The sequence below is a fragment of the Cupriavidus sp. H19C3 genome (genome assembly GCF_049393815.1).
GTDB lineage: Bacteria > Pseudomonadota > Gammaproteobacteria > Burkholderiales > Burkholderiaceae > Cupriavidus.
In genome coordinates this window covers 29785-45438 of the sequence record NZ_CP184988.1, presented here as the reverse complement: position 1 = coordinate 45438, position 15654 = coordinate 29785, and the positions used below count along the sequence as shown (strand labels likewise).

The following is a 15654-nucleotide window of genomic DNA, read 5'->3' as shown; positions in this document are numbered from 1 at the left end:
GGCCCATGCCGCGAGGTACGGAACCGTTGGATCTGGCGGCATTCGCGCCGATGCTTCCCGGCCTGCGCAAGTCGCTGCCGCGCGGCGACGGCTGGTGGGCCGAGGTCAAGTACGACGGCTACCGAGCTTTGGCATTGACCGGCTCGATCCCGTCTGTGCGAACAAAGAACGGTGCCAACTGTACTACCTGGTTCCCCGAACTACACCACAGCCTCAAGGCCCTCCCCGCCAACACGGTCCTCGATGGCGAGGTCTGCGTGCTGGATGCCGTCGGCCGCGCCGACTTTGAGCGGCTGCATGGGCGGGCCAGGCGCAAGTCCTGGTACGAAGGCGCCGACCCGATTGTCTACTGCGTCTTCGACATTCTCGCGATCAGGGGTCGGGACGTGCGGGTGCAGCCGATCGAGGAGCGCAAGACTATGCTGCGCCCGCTACTCGCTGCCCTGCCCGGCCTTCTCTATGTCCAGGCTGTCCTTGATCAGGCGGATTGGCTCTTCGCGAGCGCTCTAGCGCTCAATCTTGAAGGCATCGTATGCAAGCGTGCCGGCAGCCCCTATCAAGGTGGGCCAACCACTGACTGGATCAAGGTAAAGCGGCCCGATGCGCATAAGCACGGCGCATTTCGGCGTAGTTAGCGTGCGTGCCTGCCAAAGGCAAAAAAAAGCCCGCGGATGGATACGCGGGCCGGGATCGTCACCGTGGGGTCAATCACGATGGCGCATTTTCGGTTCTTAAGTGCCGTATTGTCACCCCGACGTCCGAGGGATACAGCCAACCTAGACGAAGTGGTTCCCGTCAGATCTTGCGGGCCGTTTAGTGAGCACTGTATATTTATACAGGTATGCTTTTCGAAGTCATGAAACTCTGCCTGGAAGGACGCCGGCTACACCGCGGATGGTGGGGCGGGCAGCTGCTATGGCGCGGCCAGGTCGTGATCGAGGACCGCATGGATACGCGCGCCCACCGCGTCATACCGCATGCCATCATGCTCTACAGCCAGCACCAAGACGTTGCGGAACTTGGCGTGCTGTACGACGCGAAGATCGTCAGAATGACTTCCGACGATTTGGTTGTCACGGGATTCGAGCGCGCCGACTTCGAACTGAAGGAATACCGGCAAGCCTGGCTGATGCGGCCGATCACGCGCGAGGAATTGGAAACGCCAATTCCTGCTGACGTGGTGCGCGGCCGGGGGAAGTCCAGCAAATTGAATGGAGGGTGATGATGTGCGTCAACTACGCGCCGGTCCAATGGCAAGTGCTCCGAGACGTTTTTGGCGTCGAACCGCCTGCCGGAGAATGGCGATCGGAAGCTTGGCCTGACTACCCTGCCCCGATCATCCGCGCAACGGAGAGTGGCGAGCGTGAAGCCGTGCTTGCATCCTTCAGTATGGTGCCTAAGGGGAAGATCCCACCCGGCGTACGCTACTACCCGACAGCCAACGCTCGCGCCGAAACCATCGGAAAGCTCAGCTCGTTTGCAAAACACTGGAAGGCTGGCCAGCTTTGCCTGATAGGCGCAACAGGCTTCTATGAGCCGAACTGGGAGACGGGCAAAGCCGTGCGGTGGAAGATCGGCCTGCCTCACGATGAACCGTTTGCGATTGCCGGCTTGTGGCGCGCATGGTCCGACGGGGCCATATCCTTTACGATGCCAACGCTCAACGCTGAGAATCATCCGTTGATGAAGCGGTTCCATAAGCCCGGAGACGAAAAGCGCAGCGTGGTACTGGTTCCTCGCGCCGACTGGGACGACTGGCTTGCCTGCAGGGATGCCGAGCGCGCTCGCACGTTCCTTCGCCTCTACCCTGCTGAATCTCTCATCGCTGAGCCAGCGCCAATGCCTCCACGCACGCGCAAATCAACAGAGAACACCGCAGACATATAGGCGGATCCCTGCCCTGCGCCACACACAACGCGTGGAGCACAACGCTCACCAGCCCAGGTCCGACCATGAGGCTTAGTACATCACGCAGGTATTCATGACCGTTGAAAACTTCTGGATTTTGTTCGTAGCTGGTGCGACCTCCGCTGCAAGCAGCGTCGGCTTCTTGATTCAAGTATGGTCAGCTCGGAAGACCGCCTTGGAGATCGAGAAACTTAAGCTCGAAATCGCTGCACTACGAGAAGCTCAGCGAAGCGCCCGTAGCCGGATAGCCCTTCCAACCTCCGAGGAAGTCAAAGACGTCGTGCGGGCTCAGCGCCATTACACGCGCGATAAGGCGCCGTCATCAGGGAATCGGCCGATTCAAAGTGAATATGGCATTCTTGGCGTGCTGCTCGGCATACTGGCATTGGCGGGCTATCTCTTGTGGAAGCACTTCATCGGGTGATTGCCATGCCACCATCGCGAAAGGCTCAGAGCCGAGCGGATTGGCGTTGACACTTACCTAAGGTCGCCAAAATGCACGGCTTCTCCCGGCCACCGAGCGTGGTCCCCAAAACTTGAGCAACGACATGCTCGCAGCTAATCCACAGGCCACACCGAGCAACACCAGGGCTGGCTCATCGGTCTTGGGACTATCAAATAGCTTCAAAAGAATTCCTACCACCATGCAGGCAATGACCGGAAACCAGTAGCGCTTCCAGTCAAGCCTGAAGGGTTCGATATCGTGGATAGTTCGGGAAACCAACTCCGCATCTGATCGCTCCTTGCGGGCGAGCTCATCAAGGTCAAGAGCCCTGTCTTCCTCAGCCGAACTGCGGGGCTGGTTATGAAAATTACGTTGACGAACGGCTTGTATGACTAGGTCCTTGTCGGGCATGTCGACGAGCTCGCGCCAGCGAGCTTCTTTCACGCCATAAGCGCGCATCATCGCGCTCGATACCTCTGGCCGTCTGAGAACTTGCACGTATCGTCCATCCAATATCGCCAGCCATTCCTCCCCCTCATCTGGCTTAACGATGGTAATGCGGTCTGCGTCAGGGTACATCGCTTCACTCACCCACGCAGCAATTGCAGGCTGGTCGTGGGCACGCATGAACGCGACACGGTGTTTTCCCTCGTGCGCGCAGAGAATCCCCAAAGCGCGATACCAGATGTAGTGGACGTTATCTATCGAACCGAACGTTTCCGCATATTTCTTGATACGGCTAGGGACTTCAGCAGCAGCTATGTCTTCCGGTTTTCCCTTGATACTCGCCCCCAACACGAACCTGGGATCGACAAAGGCCTGGAAAGGCCGGCTATGGCCATCCTCCCACCTCAAGAACGGGATTACAACCTCCAGGAACTCGTCACCCCAAAAGGCGCACGTCCCCGGTCCTCCCATCCAATCATTCAGGTAGGCCTGACCAACAAAGCGGCGCGCATGTCTGTCAAGGGTGATCTTCAAAGCGCAGAGGGCCGCAGATGCTTCCAGCATGCCTGACGATACGCCAAGCTCTAGCTGCTGCGGCTCAACAACTTGGAGGTCTGTCATAAAGAATCTCGGATCCTGATGCGCAGTGAATGCGCAGGGTTGGTGTCCATTTCGCCGAGCTTGGTCGTCGCCATGCAAATCCGGCTGGATGGCCGCTCGTGCGGCCATCCCCTCGACTTCGTTACGGCAGCTGAACGGTCACCTTCAGGGACGCTCCGTTCGATCCACTAACAGGCTGCTGAAGTACTAGCCGCGTAAAAAGCGAAGCTTCCCTCTACAAGCCTGAGGGGCTCGCTATTTTTCACAATCCGGAAGCGCGGCGTCACTTCACCGACTTTTTCGTTGATTTGACGACCGTTTCGGGCCTCATCACCACGATTACTGCAACTGTGGGCGGATTTGTCCCAGCGAGCGCATGCGCACGAGGTTGTAGGCGGCCATACTCAGCACAAACATTTGGTCGACCTTCTTTCGACCGCGCACCATTACCTGGCGCATGCGCCCAACGGTCTTGGCCCATCCAAAGCCTTGTTCAATCAGCTTGCGCTTTTGCTGTGAGATGGCATAACCCTTGGTGCCTGCAATGGCGTCGGGAACGGCCGAGCGCCGGCCGGAGGTGTTTTGTGCGACGTGCGGCGTCACCTTCATCTCCAGGCAGGCTTGAATGAACTCGTGCGCGTCGTAGCCCTTGTCCGCACCCACGGTGACTTCCACATTCAGGTCCTCAATCACCTGCCTGGCATCGTTAAGCATGACCTTCGCGGCCTCGCGCTCGGCGTGTCCGTCCGCATTGGTCACCATGGCGCTGACCACCAGGCCGTGGCGGTTGTCGCTCAAGGTATGACCCATGTAGCGCAGTTCACTGGCGGTTTTGCCCTTGCGATACAGCCTGGCATCGGGATCGGTTTTGGACTCGTGCGTCTCGTTGCTGCGCTTTTCACCCTTGAAGTCAGCACCGTCGTTATCGTCTTTGTCGTCGCCATCCTTGCGTACAAAGCTCTTGTGGCCAGCCCACGCCTTAATCAACGTGCCGTCGACGCTGAAGTGCTCGCCCGACAGCCAGTCCTTCTTCTGCGCGATGGCCAGCACTTCGTTGAAGAAGTCGATCACGGCATCGTGCTTGATCAGCCGTTCCCGGTTCTTGCTGAAGACGCTGGGCACCCAGACCACATCATCCATCGCCAGGCCAATGAACCAGCGATACAGCAAGTTGTAGTGCGTCTGTTCCATGAGCTGGCGCTCCGACCGGACGCTGTAGAGCACCTGCAGCAGCATGGCCCGCAGCAACTTCTCCGGCGCGATGCTGGGCCGGCCACCCTTGATATCGGCCTCGTACATTTGCGCGAACAGCCGATCCATCTTCGCCAGCGCCTGGTTCGCCATGGTGCGGATCGGGCGCAAGGGGTGGGACTTCGGCACGAAATCTTCCAGCCGCCGCATGGTGAACAAACTTTCGGTGAAGGTGTCAGCGCCGCGCATGAATGTGGGGTTGTATGGAGTCCTCAGATTAACGCTTCAGCTAGTCGTCGCGCGGACATCCGCTGCCGGTATTTCAGCAGCCTGCTAAGCGACATCGATTCCGACTTGCCGCTGGCCAGGTTGAAATGGCTCTCGGCGCTGGCGCTATCAACGTCCGGCAGCTCGATGTAGCAGCCCCCCTGCTCCACCTTGTCCATCTTGCGAAGGCGCGTGTTGACTGCGACAACGTTCGCAATCACGCGCGTCCCATCGTTGATTTGCTTGGGATGCACTGTGACCGTCGTTCCTTCGAAAACCGTGGCACGCTCGATGCTCGGCTTACCGCTGCCATCCACCTTGCAGGATCGTGCGTAGCTAATCGTCCTGCCATTAGAGGTGACCGAAGGCGCGAGCGTCGACACCAACGCTTCTTGCTTCCCCGAAGGGGTTTCGATCGAGAGTGTCATGGACGGTGTGCCCACGTTTGCCGCCATCACCGCTGCCGAGCCAGACAGGAGGCCCGCAAACAGGAGTGTCTTCTTCATGATTTTTTCCGTTTTCTTAGTTGACAAGTACTGCATTACGCAGTCTATTTACTATCGGCTCAAGTCAAGAAAAAGTTGAGGTCCGGAGCGTTCCTGCCGGTCGATACGTACCCTGCAATAATGGGGAAAAGCACAATGGACGCCAAAACAAAGCCACGACAGTTTCGCACTCAAGAAGGGGTCGCCTCAGAAAACGGAAAATAAAGCACGCTAAGCCGGTTGCAGCGGTCGTAGCGGCCTGAACTTGCCCGCGCCGATCTTGGCGCTGCTGCGCCAGAGGTAATCGCCGGTGAGGTTGATGTGCTCCCAACCGAGCGGCGACAGGTACTGCAACAGCGCGTCATCAACGGCATGGCCGTTGCCACGCAGCGCGTGCGCAGCCCGTTCCAGATAGACCGTGTTCCACAACACGACGGCAGCCGTTACCAGATTGAGGCCGCTAGCCCGGTAGCGCTGCTGCTCGAAACTGCGGTCGCGGATTTCACCCAGGCGGTTGAAAAACACTGCCCTGGCCAGCGCATTGCGCGCCTCGCCCTTGTTCAGGCCGGCATGCACGCGGCGGCGCAGTTCCACGCTTTGCAGCCAGTCCAGGATGAACAGCGTGCGCTCGATGCGGCCCAGCTCGCGGAGCGCCACGGCCAGGCCGTTCTGGCGTGGGTAGCTGCCGAGCTTTCGGAGCATCAGGGAGGCCGTCACCGTGCCCTGCTTGATCGAGGTGGCCAGCCGCAGGATTTCGTCCCAATGGGCGCGGACGTGCTTGATGTTGAGCGTGCCGCCGATCATGGGTTTCAGCGCGTCATAGGCGGCGTCGCCCTTCGGGATGTAGAGCTTGGTGTCGCCCAGGTCGCGGATGCGCGGCGCGAAGCGGAAGCCCAGGAGGTGCATCAGGGCGAAGACGTGATCGGTGAAGCCCGCCGTGTCGGTGTAATGCTCCTCGATCCGCAAGTCGGACTCGTGGTACAGCAGGCCGTCGAGCACGTAGGTCGAATCGCGCACGCCGACGTTCACGACCTTGGTGTGAAATGGCGCGTACTGGTCAGAAATGTGGGTGTAGAACGTCCGCCCTGGGCTGCTCCCGTATTTCGGGTTGATGTGGCCGGTGCTCTCGGCCTTGCTGCCGGTGCGGAAGTTCTGGCCGTCCGACGATGAGGTGGTGCCGTCGCCCCAGTGCTCGGCGAAGGGATGGCGGAACTGTGCGTTGACCAGATCGGCCAGCGCCGCCCCGTAGGTTTCGTCGCGGATGTGCCAGGCTTGCAGCCAAGCCAGCTTGGCGTAGGTCGTGCCGGGGCAAGACTCCGCCATCTTGGTCAGGCCCAGGTTGATCGCGTCGGCGAGGATCGTGGTCAGCAACAGGTTCTTGTCTTTGGCCGGGTCGCCCGATTTCAGATGCGCGAAATGCCGAGTGAATCCCGTCCATTCGTCCACCTCCAGCAGCAGTTCGGTGATCTTGACGTGCGGCAGGATCATTGCCGTCTGGTCGATCAGCGCTTGGGCGGTGTCGGGTACCGCCGCGTCGAGCGGCGTGATCTTCAAGCCTGACTCGGTGATGATGGCGTCCGGCAGCTCGTTGGCCGTCGCCATACGGTTGACGGTGGCAAGCTGTGTTTCCAGCAGCGTCAGCCGGTCGTTCAGGTACCGGTTGCAGTCGGTGGCCACGGCCAGCGGCAATTCGCTGGCCTGCTTGAGGCTGGCGAATTTCGCGGGCGGCACCAGGTAGTCCTCGAAGTCCTTGAACTGGCGCGACCCCTGCACCCAGATGTCGCCGGAACGCAACGCGTTCTTCATCTCCGACAGCGCGCACAGTTCGTAGTAGCGCCGGTCGATGCCGGTGTCGGTCATGACCAGCTTCTGCCAGCGCGGCTTGATGAACTCGGTCGGCGCGTCGGCGGGCACCTTGCGGGCGTTGTCGCTGTTCATGCCGCGCAGCACCTCGATGGCGTCGAGCACGTCCTTCGCGGCGGGAGCGGCCCGCAGCTTGAGCACGGCAAGGAATTCCGGCGCGTAGCGGCGCAGCGTGGCGTAGCTTTCGCCGATGCGGTGCAGGAAATCGAAGTCCTCGGGCTGCGCAAGCTTCTGCGCTTCGGTGACGCTCTCGGCGAAGGCATCCCAGGACATGACGGCCTCGATGGCGGCGAACGGATCGCGGCCCGCCTGCTTGGCCTCGATCAGCGCCTGGCCGATGCGGCCGAACAGCCGCACCTTGGCGTTGATCGCCTTGCCGGACGCCTGGAATTGCTGCTGATGCTTGTTCTTGGCGGCGTTGAACAGCTTGCCCAGGATGCGGTCGTGCAGGTCGATGATTTCGTCGGTGACGGTGGCCATGCCCTCGATGGCAAGCGCCACCAGGGTGGCATAGCGTCGCTGCGCCTCGAACTTGGCCAGGTCGGCGGGCGTCATCTGGCCACCCTCACGGGCGATCTTGAGCAGGCGGTTCTGGTGCACCGACCGCTCGATGCCAGAAGGCAGGTCGAGCGCCTGCCACGCTTTGAGGCGTTCGATGTGTTCCAGCATGTGCCGCGAATTCGGTTTGACGGGCGATTGGCGCAGCCAGGCCAGCCAGGTCGTTTTGCCGTTGTCCCGACGCTTGAGCAGATCGTCGAGGCGGCGGCGATGCGCGTCCGACAGCGGTTCGGCCAAGGCATCGTAGATGCGCCGGTTGGCGCGGGTGATTGCTTCGGCGCTCGCCCGCTCGACGGCGTTGAGGGCAGGCAGAATGACCGACTGCTGCCGCAGGTGCTCGATCAAGGTGCTGGCCAGCACGATGCCCTTGTCGGTCTGCAAGGCCATCTCGGTCAGCAACTGGACGGCCTGCCGGTAGTGGCCCATGGTAAAGGGCTGGAAGCCGAACACCGTTTGCAGTTCGACCAGGTGCTCGCGCCGGGTCTGCTCCCGCTGCCCGTATTCGTCCCAGCTTTCGACGCTGACCTTGAGCTGGTCGGCGACCAGTTTCAACAAGGGCGGAAACGGCGGCTCATCGACGCCCAGGATGACACCAGGAAAGCGCAGGTAACAGAGCTGCACGGCGAAGCCCAGCCGGTTGGCCGGGCCGCGCCGCTGCCGGATGATGGAGAGGTCGGTTTCGCTGAACGTGTAGTGACGGATCAACTCATCCTTGGTGTCCGGCAACGCCAGCAGGCTTTCGCGCTCGGCGGCGGACAGGATTGAACGACGTGGCATATTTACTGATCCGTTCTCAAGTATTGATACAGGGTTTCGCGACTGATTCCGAATTCACGAGCCAGCTTGGTCTTTTGCTCGCCAGCCTCGACACGTTGGCGCAGTTCGGCAATACGCTCAGACGACAGGGATTTCTTCCTGCCACGGTAGGCCCCGCGCTGCTTGGCGAGCGCGATGCCCTCGCGCTGCCGCTCGCGGATCAAGGCGCGTTCGAACTCGGCGAACGCGCCCATTACCGACAGCATCAGGTTCGCCATCGGCGAGTCCTCGCCGGTGAAGGTCAAATGCTCCTTAAGGAACTCGATGCGTACGCCGCGCTGGGTGAGGCCCTGCACCAGGCGGCGCAGGTCGTCGAGGTTGCGCGCCAGACGATCCATGCTGTGCACCACGACCGTGTCGCCTTCGCGCACGAAGGCGAGCAGCCGTTCCAGTTCGGGCCGCCGTGTGTCCTTGCCCGACGCCTTGTCGGTGAACACTTTATCCACCTGGATCTGTTCGAGCTGCCGTTCTGGGTTCTGGTCGAAGCTGCTGACGCGGACGTAACCGATGCGCTTGCGCTTCGAAGCGTTGATAACACTCCAACCCGCAGAAGTGCTCGACGTATTCCGCGCCTTCCGGGGTGAAGGCGGCATCGAGCGGGATTTCCTTGCAGCACACGCAGCAACTGGTGGTGGTCGAGTCACTTGCATTCATGGTGGCACCCCTCCATTGACTGACGAAGACGGCGAATGCCGCCGCCGGCATTGGCTTCGCGAACAGGAAGCCTTGTCCTGTGTCGCAGTCCGCTTGTCGCAATAGATCAAGACTCGCCGATGTTTCCACGCCTTCAGCCACCACATCCATGCCCAGCCCGTGCGCAAGCTGAATCACGGTGTGCACGATGGTTTGGTCGCGGCGGTCGTTGGCGAGCCCGGCGACAAACGATTGGTCGATCTTGAGCGTGCTGATTGGGCAGCACTTCAGATGTTGCAGACAGGAATACCCCGTCCCGAAGTCATCGGCGGCGAAGCGCACACCGATCTGCCGCAAGGCGTCCAGGGCGGGGAAGATCGCCGGATCACCAAACGCGACCGATTCGGTCAGCTCGATTTCGAGATACTCGGCGGGCAACTCGGCATCAGCCAGCACGCCCTTTACCCACCCGTCGAAGTCCGGTCCCACTTGGCTCGCCGAAACATTGACGGCCAGCCGGAACGGTCGCCATGCCAGCATTCGCCAGTCACGCATCTGGCGGCAGGCTTCGCCCAGCACCCAAGCGCCGATTTCAGGCATCAGGCCGGACGATTCGACCACGGGCAGGAACTGGCCCGGTGGCAATAGTCCAAGCGTCGGATGACGCCAGCGCAACAGGGCTTCCGCGCCGACAATCCCACCACTGCGCAGATCGACGACGGGCTGGTAGTGCAGTTCAAGCTGCCCGCGCTCGACCGCTTGGGCCAGTTCCGGCGTCGTCCATCCATCCGGCCGGAAAGCGCTCATTCTCTTTCCCTGAATGCCCGCAACGCCCGCGACAGGGACAGAAGGAACAGGCCGGTCAAACCGAGCGCCGCGATGACCCAATGCTCGCCGAGGAAAGCACCGGCGGTTGTGCCGGCCAGCACGACAGCGAGGATGGGCAGGTGGCAGGGGCAAGTCAGCACAGCCAGTCCGCCCCACAGGTAGCCGGTGATCGGTTTGTGCGTCTCGGACGGCAAGCGCTCGGGGTTGTTCATGGCAGACTCTCCGCGTGCTGTGCCGGCTCGGTCGGCAGGGTGGCCAACTGCACTTCCAGATCGGCCAACGCTTCGCGCCGACGCTCGACGAACTGACGCAGCAGGGCAAGCTGCGCGGCCGCTTCGTCGCCGTCCGCCGCATCCAGCGCCCGGCACAGCCGCGCCAGCGCGTCGAGGCCGATGCCCGCCTCGAAGGCCGCCCGCACGAAGCACAGCCGTTGCAAGGCGGCGTCATCGAACAAGCCGTAGCCGCCTGGTGTGCACGCCACCGGGCGCAGCAATCCGCGCAGCAGGTAGTCGCGCACGATATGCACGCTCACCCCGGCATCAAGAGCCAGCCGGGACACCGTGTAGGCGTTCATTGAACACCTCCTTTTTCTCACCCGGCGCAGCAGGAAAGCTGCTTCACATCCTTGTTGAAGGTCTGCGCCGCGAGCTTCAACCCCTCGACCATCGTCAGGTAGGGGAACAACTGGTCGGCCAGTTCCTGCACCGTCATGCGGTTGCGAATGGCCAGAGCCGCCGTCTGGATCAGTTCACCCGCTTCCGGCGCGACCGCTTGTACGCCGATCAGCCGATGGCTGCCTTCCTCGATAACCAACTTGATGAAGCCGCGTGTGTCGAAGTTGGCGAGCGCACGCGGCACGTTGTCCAAGGTCAAGGTGCGGCTGTCGGTCTCGATCCCGTCGTGGTGGGCTTCCGCCTCGCTGTAGCCCACGGTCGCCACTTGCGGATCGGTGAACACCACGGCCGGCATTGCGGTCAGGTCGAGCGCCGCATCGCCGCCGGTCATGTTGATCGCGGCACGGGTGCCGGCCGCTGCCGCCACATAGACGAACTGCGGCTGGTCGGTGCAGTCGCCGGCCGCGTAGATGTTCGGGTTGCTCGTGCGCATGCCTTGGTCGATGACGATGGCACCTTGCGCATTGACAGTGACCCCCGCTGCGTCCAGCGCGAGGCTGCGCGTGTTCGGTGTCCGACCGGTGGCAACCAGCAGTTTGTCGGCGCGCAATTCACCGTGCGTGGTGGTCAGCACGAATTCACCGTCCATATGGGCGACCTGGCTGGCTTGCGTGTGCTCCAGCACCTCGATGCCCTCGGCACGGAAAGCGGCTGTCACCGCCTCGCCGATGGCCGGGTCTTCACGGAAGAACAAGGTATTGCGCGCCAGGACCGTGACCTTGCTGCCCAGCCGGGCAAAGGCTTGCGCCAGCTCCAGCGCCACCACCGACGAGCCGATTACGGCAAGGCGTTCGGGAATGGTGTCGCTCGCCAGGGCCTCGGTGGAAGTCCAGTAGGGTGACTCTTTCAAGCCCGGAATCGGCGGGACCGCCGGGCTGGCACCCGCGGCGACCAGGCAGCGGTCGAACATCACGACGCGCTCGCCACCCTCGTTCAAACGGACGGTAAGGCTCTGGTCGTCCTTGAAGCGCGCCTCACCGTGCACAACGGTGATGGCCGGATTACCGCCCAGGATGCCTTCGTACTTGGCGTGCCGCAGTTCGTCGACGCGGGCCTGCTGCTGGGCCAGCAGCTTACTGCGGTCAATCGTAGGCACAGTTGCCGCAATACCGCCATCGAACGGGCTTTCCCGGCGCAGATGGGCGATGTGGGCGGCGCGGATCATGATCTTGGACGGCACACAGCCGACATTGACGCAGGTGCCGCCGATGGTGCCGCGCTCGATCAGCGTGACCTGCGCGCCTTGCTCGACGGCCTTCAGCGCCGCCGCCATCGCGGCTCCACCGCTGCCAATGACCGCTACCTGCACCGGGGGCTCGTTGCCACTGTGCTTTTCGGCGGCGGCCATCCATCCCCGCACCTTGTCGAGCAGTCCGACGCGGTTGTCCGCCAGTGGCGCATCGGCTAGCGTTGCCTTGTAGCCCAGTCCGGCCACGGCGGCAGTCAGCGCGTCCGGCGATGTGCCCGGCACGATGGCGAGTTGCGCTGTGCCCTTCGGATAGGACACCAGCGCCGACTGCACGCCTGGCACTTTTTCCAGCGCTTCCTTGACGTGCGCCGCGCACGAGTCGCAAGTCATGCCGGTGATTTTTAGATGGGTCATGCAACAGATCCTTTATCGTTTGTGGCGCCAGACAATGACGTCCGTTGTGCTGCGGTGCCGTTTTCAGTGACTCACTGCTTGACGCTGGACGGATAGCCCGCGTCTGCGGTTGCCTTGGTCAGCTTCTGCACGCTGGTCTTGGCATCGTCGAAGGTGACGACCGCTTGGCGTGTCTCGAAAGTCACGTCAACTTTGCTGACGCCTTCGACCTTGGAAATCGCCTTCTTGACAGTGATCGGGCAGGCGGAGCAGGTCATGCCCGGTACGGACAGCGTGACGGTCTGGGTGGCGGCCCAGACGGGGGCAACAACGGCGGCGAGGGCGAGGGAGGCAAACAGTTTCTTCATGGTGAACTCCGATCAGTAGAAAAATGGCATGACGTAGGGAAATCCGAGCGCGACCAGAACCAGCGCGGCCACGATCCAGAAAATGAGCTTGTAAGTAGCTCGCACTTGGGGAATCGCGCAGACCTCACCCGGTTTGCAGGCCGCTGCCTGCCGGTAGATGCGCCGCCAGGCGAAGAACAACGCCACCAGCGCCACGCCGATAAAGATGGGGCGATAGGGATCCAACACCGCCAAGTTGCCGATCCAAGCGCCGCTGAACCCCAAGGCGATCAGAACCAACGGCCCGAGGCAGCAAGCCGAGGCGAGGATGGCGGCAAGCCCTCCAGTGAAGAGCGCGCCGCGCCCGGTTTTTGGTTCAGACATGCGCTTGTCCTTTCGAATTGAAATTGGATAGCGTAACCTTACTTCCGTACTCATGTACGGAGTCAAGCGATATGGAAAACAATTTGGAGAACCTGACCATTGGCGTTTTCGCCAAGGCGGCCGGGGTCAATGTGGAGACCATCCGTTTCTATCAGCGCAAGGGCTTGTTGCTGGAGCCTGACAAGCCCTATGGCAGCATCCGCCGCTATGGCGAGGCGGATGTAACGCGGGTGCGCTTCGTGAAATCAGCCCAGCGGCTGGGCTTCAGCCTGGATGAGATCGCCGAGCTGCTGCGGCTGGAGGATGGCACCCATTGCGACGGTTACACCGCGGATGGTGGGGCGGGCAACTGCTTTGGCGCGGCCAAGTGGTCATAGAGGACCGAATGGATAAGGGAGCGCACCGCGTCATACCCCATGCCATCATGCTTTACAGCCAGCACCAGGACGTCGCTGAACTCGGAGTGCTTTACGACGCGAAGATCGTCAGAATGACCACCGATGATTTGATCGTCACGGGTTTCGAGCGCGCCACCTTCGAATTGAAAGAATACCGGCAAGCTTGGCTAATGCGACCGATCACGCGCGAAGAAATGGAAACGCCGATTCCAGCCGATGTGGTGCGCGGCCGGGGGAAACCTGCCGTATGAATGGAGGGCAACGATGTGCGTGAACTATGCGCCAGTGCAACAGCAAATATTACGCGACGTGTTTGGCGTCGAACCGCCCGCCGGAGAATGGCGATCGGAAGCGTGGCCGGACTACCCTGCCCCAATCTGACCTTGCCCCTGTTCCACGAATCCCATAACCGAGGGAATTAGGCAGCCCGGTGTTGCTGAGCTGCGGACCAGTTTTTCTCGAACGTCATGGGGCTGACGTAGCCCAGCGTCGAGTGGAGTCGGCTGGCATTATAAAAGCCAAGCCAGTCAATTACCTCGTCCATTGCGGCGCGGCGGGTAGCGAACTGGCGACCGTGCAGGCGAGCGACCTTCAACGACCCCCACAGACTCTCAGTCGGCGCGTTGTCCCAGCAATCGCCCCTGCGGCTCATTGACGAGCGCATGCCATACGCCTTCAGGGCGTCTTGAAACAGATGGCTGCAATACTGGCTTCCCCGGTCGGTGTGCACAATCACACCGGCTTCCGGGCGGCGCCGGAACCAGGCCATGCGCAGCGCGTCCGTGACCAATTCGGCCTTCATGTGTGGTTGCATCGACCAGCCAACCACCTGCCGGCTGAACAGGTCGATGATGACCACCAGGTAGAGCCAGCCTTCGGCGGTCGCCACATAGGTTATGTCGCTCGTCCAGACTTGATTGGGTGCTGCTGGGCTAAAGTCGCGTTGCAGCAGATTGGGGGCCACCGGCAAATCGTGGTTCGAGTTGGTTGTCGCGATGTACTTGCGCTTGTGGCGGGCACGGATGCCGTGCAGCGCCATCAGCTTGCGAACACGCTCCTTGCCCACCCGCACCCCACGCGCCAGCAGTTCCTTCCACATGCGCGGCCAGCCGTACTCCCCCTTGACCCCGGCGTGAATCGCCTTGATGTGGGCCAACAAGGCATCGTCACTGAGTCGGCCTCTATCTGGCCTGTCGGTGCTTACTGTGCGTTGCTTGCGCTGGTGATAGCCGCTGGGGCTGACCCCTAACAGCTCACACAGGACCGAGACCGGCCAGTAACGTCGGTTTCGCTCGATGAACGCATACCTCACACCGACTCCTTCGCAAAGTATGCTGCGGCTTTTTTTAAAATATCGCGCTCCATCTTCAAGCGCGCCACCTCCGCCCGAAGCCGGGCCAGCTCCATCTGCTCCGGGCTGACCGGCTTCATACCCGCACCAGTCAGCTTGCCTTCCCGCTCCGCCTTGACCCAGTTATGCAGCGTCTGCGCTCTGATGCCCAGGGTCGCGCTAACCACTGCCATGCTCTGCCCGCTCTTCACCAGCCGTACCGCTTCCAGCTTGAATTCCAGCGTGTACTGCGCCCGCTTTGTCTTGCTTGTCATCACATCTCTCCTTGCTTCAGTTTAACCTCAGCAAGGGATTCGTTTTGCGGGGGCAAGCTCAATCATCCGAGCGACCGAGAGTGGCGATCGTGAAGCCGTGCTCGGATCTTTCAGTATGGTGCCCAAGGGAAAGATCGCGCCCGGCGTGCGCTACTACCCGACAGCTAACGCTCGATCCGAAACGATCGGAAAGCTCAGCTCGTTTGCAAAGCACTGGAAGGCTGGCCAGCTATGCCTGATACCGGCCCGTGCGTTCTACGAGCCCTGCTGGGAGACGGGCAAAGCCGTACGTTGGAAGATCGGCCTACCCGACGATGAGCCTTTTGCGATTGCCGGTTTGTGGCGCGCATGGCCTGACGGTGCAATCTCCTTCACGATGCCCACGCTCAATGCCGACAGCCATTCTCTAATGCGCCGCTTCCACAAGCCCGGAGATGAGAAGCGAGGCGTGGTGATACTTCCTCGCGACACCTGGAACGATTGGCTGCACTGCAGAGAGCCAGAGGCAGCGCGAACATTCCTGAGGCTTTTCCCAGCCGAAGACCTTATCGCGGAACCCGCACCTCTGCCTCCTAGATCGACAAAGGCTTCCCCAAGGTCTCAGGAGTGACCGCGCGCATTGC

18 protein-coding genes and 1 pseudogene are annotated in these 15654 nt (G+C 61.4%); 7 read left to right on the top strand and 12 right to left on the bottom strand.

Translation table 11 applies throughout. From position 1 onward, the window contains the following. Positions 1–26: 26 nt before the first annotated feature. From DFLDMN_RS32365 to DFLDMN_RS32350, 4 genes are all read left to right on the top strand, one after another. Complete coding sequence (locus tag DFLDMN_RS32365; RefSeq protein WP_223506440.1) at positions 27–635, top strand: RNA ligase family protein; 609 nt, start codon at positions 27–29, stop codon at positions 633–635. Positions 636–856: 221 nt separating this feature from the next. Further along, complete coding sequence (locus DFLDMN_RS32360) at positions 857–1222, top strand: hypothetical protein (protein WP_423200859.1); 366 nt, start codon at positions 857–859, stop codon at positions 1220–1222. A gap of 2 nt (positions 1223–1224) precedes the next feature. Beyond that, on the top strand, positions 1225–1887 hold the full coding sequence (locus DFLDMN_RS32355) for an SOS response-associated peptidase (protein WP_035832126.1): 663 nt from the start codon (positions 1225–1227) through the stop codon (positions 1885–1887). Between the two features lie 94 nt (positions 1888–1981). Further along, a complete protein-coding gene (locus DFLDMN_RS32350; RefSeq protein ID WP_011514926.1) occupies positions 1982–2332 on the top strand; it encodes a hypothetical protein in 351 nt (116 codons plus the stop codon). A gap of 57 nt (positions 2333–2389) precedes the next feature. Here the strand turns inward: DFLDMN_RS32350 and DFLDMN_RS32345 are convergent, their stop codons facing one another. The 11 genes from DFLDMN_RS32345 to merT all read right to left on the bottom strand — a co-directional run bounded on the left by DFLDMN_RS32345 (position 2390) and on the right by merT (position 13028). Further along, a complete protein-coding gene (locus DFLDMN_RS32345) occupies positions 2390–3421 on the bottom strand; it encodes a hypothetical protein (RefSeq protein WP_150982636.1) in 1032 nt (343 codons plus the stop codon). Between the two features lie 318 nt (positions 3422–3739). Then, positions 3740–4840 (bottom strand): IS5-like element ISRme1 family transposase, encoded by a 1101-nt coding sequence (locus DFLDMN_RS32340; RefSeq protein ID WP_205182406.1) that lies wholly within the window; start codon positions 4838–4840, stop codon positions 3740–3742. Between the two features lie 23 nt (positions 4841–4863). Continuing rightward, positions 4864–5364 carry a hypothetical protein gene (locus DFLDMN_RS32335; protein WP_423200858.1) on the bottom strand — a complete coding sequence of 167 codons (501 nt, stop codon included), beginning with the start codon at positions 5362–5364 and terminating at the stop codon, positions 4864–4866. A gap of 210 nt (positions 5365–5574) precedes the next feature. Further along, positions 5575–8541: a Tn3 family transposase gene (locus tag DFLDMN_RS32330; protein ID WP_001138070.1), complete on the bottom strand. Its 2967-nt coding sequence runs from the start codon at positions 8539–8541 to the stop codon at positions 5575–5577. A gap of 2 nt (positions 8542–8543) precedes the next feature. Continuing rightward, a complete protein-coding gene (locus DFLDMN_RS32325) occupies positions 8544–9113 on the bottom strand; it encodes a recombinase family protein (protein ID WP_027982055.1) in 570 nt (189 codons plus the stop codon). Further along, complete coding sequence (locus tag DFLDMN_RS32320) at positions 9019–10020, bottom strand: DUF3330 domain-containing protein (RefSeq protein ID WP_008652068.1); 1002 nt, start codon at positions 10018–10020, stop codon at positions 9019–9021. The genes DFLDMN_RS32325 and DFLDMN_RS32320 overlap by 95 nt, the downstream gene beginning before the upstream one ends. Beyond that, entirely contained in the window at positions 10017–10253 is a 237-nt protein-coding gene (gene merE / locus DFLDMN_RS32315; RefSeq protein WP_003132004.1) for a broad-spectrum mercury transporter MerE, read from the bottom strand. Before merE ends, DFLDMN_RS32320 begins: the two co-directional genes overlap by 4 nt. Then, a complete protein-coding gene (gene merD / locus DFLDMN_RS32310) occupies positions 10250–10615 on the bottom strand; it encodes a mercury resistance co-regulator MerD (RefSeq protein WP_000995360.1) in 366 nt (121 codons plus the stop codon). Before merD ends, merE begins: the two co-directional genes overlap by 4 nt. 17 nt (positions 10616–10632) lie before the next feature. Further along, entirely contained in the window at positions 10633–12318 is a 1686-nt protein-coding gene (merA, locus tag DFLDMN_RS32305; protein ID WP_011514825.1) for a mercury(II) reductase, read from the bottom strand. A gap of 71 nt (positions 12319–12389) precedes the next feature. Beyond that, the gene (gene merP, locus DFLDMN_RS32300; RefSeq protein ID WP_003131987.1) at positions 12390–12665 is read right to left on the bottom strand and encodes a mercury resistance system periplasmic binding protein MerP; all 276 of its coding nucleotides are present in this window, start codon (positions 12663–12665) and stop codon (positions 12390–12392) included. A gap of 12 nt (positions 12666–12677) precedes the next feature. Further along, a complete protein-coding gene (gene merT / locus DFLDMN_RS32295; protein ID WP_006224622.1) occupies positions 12678–13028 on the bottom strand; it encodes a mercuric ion transporter MerT in 351 nt (116 codons plus the stop codon). A gap of 71 nt (positions 13029–13099) precedes the next feature. Between merT and DFLDMN_RS32290 the strand changes: the two are divergent. Both DFLDMN_RS32290 and DFLDMN_RS32285 read left to right on the top strand, forming a co-directional pair. Continuing rightward, a pseudogene (locus DFLDMN_RS32290) lies at positions 13100–13348 on the top strand (MerR family transcriptional regulator); the annotation flags it as partial. Between the two features lie 65 nt (positions 13349–13413). Further along, entirely contained in the window at positions 13414–13677 is a 264-nt protein-coding gene (locus DFLDMN_RS32285; RefSeq protein WP_423200857.1) for a hypothetical protein, read from the top strand. Between the two features lie 167 nt (positions 13678–13844). On the opposite strand, the gene DFLDMN_RS32280 is transcribed toward DFLDMN_RS32285, so the two are convergent. Beyond that, a protein-coding gene (locus DFLDMN_RS32280) for an IS3-like element ISRme13 family transposase (protein ID WP_085960481.1) occupies positions 13845–15031 on the bottom strand; the annotation gives its coding sequence in 2 pieces (ribosomal slippage) (positions 13845–14776 and positions 14776–15031; 1188 coding nt in all). A gap of 37 nt (positions 15032–15068) precedes the next feature. Here DFLDMN_RS32280 and DFLDMN_RS32275 point away from each other — a divergent pair. Then, positions 15069–15641: an SOS response-associated peptidase family protein gene (locus DFLDMN_RS32275; RefSeq protein ID WP_423200866.1), complete on the top strand. Its 573-nt coding sequence runs from the start codon at positions 15069–15071 to the stop codon at positions 15639–15641. Positions 15642–15654 lie beyond the last annotated feature (13 nt).

Excerpts from the sequence above, each read along its gene's own strand:
- merD (WP_000995360.1), bottom strand. The coding sequence starts at position 10,615 with ATGAACGCCTACACGGTGTCCCGGCTGGCTCTTGATGCCGGGGTGAGC.
- merP (WP_003131987.1), bottom strand. The coding sequence starts at position 12,665 with ATGAAGAAACTGTTTGCCTCCCTCGCCCTCGCCGCCGTTGTTGCCCCC.
- DFLDMN_RS32335 (WP_423200858.1), bottom strand. The coding sequence starts at position 5,364 with ATGAAGAAGACACTCCTGTTTGCGGGCCTCCTGTCTGGCTCGGCAGCG.
- merE (WP_003132004.1), bottom strand. The coding sequence starts at position 10,253 with ATGAACAACCCCGAGCGCTTGCCGTCCGAGACGCACAAACCGATCACC.
- DFLDMN_RS32360 (WP_423200859.1), top strand. The coding sequence starts at position 857 with ATGAAACTCTGCCTGGAAGGACGCCGGCTACACCGCGGATGGTGGGGC.
- DFLDMN_RS32320 (WP_008652068.1), bottom strand. The coding sequence starts at position 10,020 with ATGAGCGCTTTCCGGCCGGATGGATGGACGACGCCGGAACTGGCCCAA.
- DFLDMN_RS32355 (WP_035832126.1), top strand. The coding sequence starts at position 1,225 with ATGTGCGTCAACTACGCGCCGGTCCAATGGCAAGTGCTCCGAGACGTT.
- merT (WP_006224622.1), bottom strand. The coding sequence starts at position 13,028 with ATGTCTGAACCAAAAACCGGGCGCGGCGCGCTCTTCACTGGAGGGCTT.
- merA (WP_011514825.1), bottom strand. The coding sequence starts at position 12,318 with ATGACCCATCTAAAAATCACCGGCATGACTTGCGACTCGTGCGCGGCG.
- DFLDMN_RS32340 (WP_205182406.1), bottom strand. The coding sequence starts at position 4,840 with ATGCGCGGCGCTGACACCTTCACCGAAAGTTTGTTCACCATGCGGCGG.
- DFLDMN_RS32350 (WP_011514926.1), top strand. The coding sequence starts at position 1,982 with ATGACCGTTGAAAACTTCTGGATTTTGTTCGTAGCTGGTGCGACCTCC.
- DFLDMN_RS32345 (WP_150982636.1), bottom strand. The coding sequence starts at position 3,421 with ATGACAGACCTCCAAGTTGTTGAGCCGCAGCAGCTAGAGCTTGGCGTA.
- DFLDMN_RS32285 (WP_423200857.1), top strand. The coding sequence starts at position 13,414 with ATGGATAAGGGAGCGCACCGCGTCATACCCCATGCCATCATGCTTTAC.
- DFLDMN_RS32330 (WP_001138070.1), bottom strand. The coding sequence starts at position 8,541 with ATGCCACGTCGTTCAATCCTGTCCGCCGCCGAGCGCGAAAGCCTGCTG.